Annotated in this window: 3 protein-coding genes; 2 read left to right on the forward strand and 1 reads right to left on the reverse strand. The window is 38.8% G+C overall.

Annotated elements, in window-relative coordinates; all coding sequences use genetic code 11:
- Both parA and JMX82_RS14085 read left to right on the forward strand, forming a co-directional pair.
- Window positions 1–505, forward strand: a 505-nt coding sequence (gene parA / locus JMX82_RS14080) for a ParA family partition ATPase (protein WP_201540995.1), incomplete at its 5' end; no start/stop codon positions are given.
- Window positions 506–508: 3 nt separating this feature from the next.
- Entirely contained in the window at window positions 509–718 is a 210-nt protein-coding gene (locus JMX82_RS14085) for a plasmid partition protein ParG (RefSeq protein WP_025652656.1), read from the forward strand.
- A 151-nt stretch (window positions 719–869) separates the two neighbouring features.
- On the opposite strand, the gene JMX82_RS14090 is transcribed toward JMX82_RS14085, so the two are convergent.
- Window positions 870–1,289, reverse strand: a complete 420-nt coding sequence (locus JMX82_RS14090; RefSeq protein ID WP_045455780.1) for a PPC domain-containing protein — start codon at window positions 1,287–1,289, stop codon at window positions 870–872.
- Window positions 1,290–1,460 lie beyond the last annotated feature (171 nt).

Raw genomic sequence — 1,460 nt, forward strand, 5'->3', positions numbered from 1 at the left:
TGACTGGAGAGCGGTTGATGAAGACAATCCGGTACCAGTGATCGGGCTCGACAGACCAACACTTGATAAAGATTTAAAAAGCGTCTCTGATAAAGATTATGTGGTGATCGATGGATCGCCGCAAGCTACTAGTCTGGCTATTTCTGCTATAAAAGCGGCTGATTTTATATTGATTCCGGTGCAGCCGAGCCCCTATGATATCTGGGCGACCAGTGATTTGGTTGATTTAGTGCAGCAGCGTATTGAGATGATGGATGGCCAACTAAAGGCAGCCTTTGTCGTCTCACGCGCCATTCAAAATACCAATATTGGTAAAGAGGTTGCAACCGCGCTGCTTGATTATAATATTCCGGTATTAGAGACCAGAGTGATGCAGCGAGTTGCTTATCCTAATAGTGCTGCCCTTGGTAAGACAGTATTTGATACCGAATCGCCTAGTAGCAATGCGATACAAGAGATAACCGCATTGGTCAGTGAGATTCAAACATTTTTTGGTGAGGAGTAAGTCATGAGTTTATCAGCAGGTCGTCCTAGTAAGAACGTTAAGGATCAATTGGCTTTATCGGATGTGACGGACAGTCCCAAAAAGACGGTACGCGTGAATTTTAATTTAGATGAAGATAAACACATTGCGCTCAAGCGGTACGCGCTTGAAAGCCGAAAAACGGTGACTGAGTTGTTGACTGAAATGATTGAGGAAAAATTGGTTGAGCGATAGGTATAAAAAATTCGTTTTTCTATACCTATAAAAAGCAGATGGCTGGTAGCATGAAAAGCTGAGAGCATCCTACATTTTGTGTAATTATTGATGAAAGCCACATAGCTGTTACACAGAATATAGGATGCTCTCCATTATTAAGCTTATATACCTATAGAATAGATAATTCTAGCCAATATGGAGGTGTTTTTCCTTTAGAAGCTTGAGAACGTGGCTGAAGAATACGCAATTCATATTTACCTGAATATGGAAGCTTGTAATAACCTTGGTTATCTAGTTCAGAGGAATATTCTCCTACATTGACAGAATCTGATAAATTCTTATTAAATAAATAAGAATCTACATTCCCTCCCGTTGTTTTAACAGAAAGCTTTTGGTTCTTTTTGGCATAAAATGTATAGGAATCGTACTTAATACCCTTTAATTTCCCATAATAGTTAGCTGAACTAGCGCCTTTTTTAAATTGAACATCAACAGTTTTAGCCACTGCATCTGAAGATGCGGCCATTACTGTAGGACTTACCATTAGAACAGGAAGCGCAATTAGAATAGCAGCAGTTAAGTTTTTCATATTTTAAACACTCAAACAGTAAAAAAACGATTTTATCTTACTCCACACTGTCAACCTTTATAGATATGTTATATTAGTATTACTAATATAGAGAGTACGTTGGTAAGTTACTGAATAAGGCCACCTGTAACGACCCTAACTTCTAGTTCTACCGTAAACCTACCTATGGTA

The sequence above is a fragment of the Psychrobacter sp. 1044 genome (assembly GCF_904846525.1).
Taxonomy (GTDB): Bacteria; Pseudomonadota; Gammaproteobacteria; order Pseudomonadales; family Moraxellaceae; genus Psychrobacter.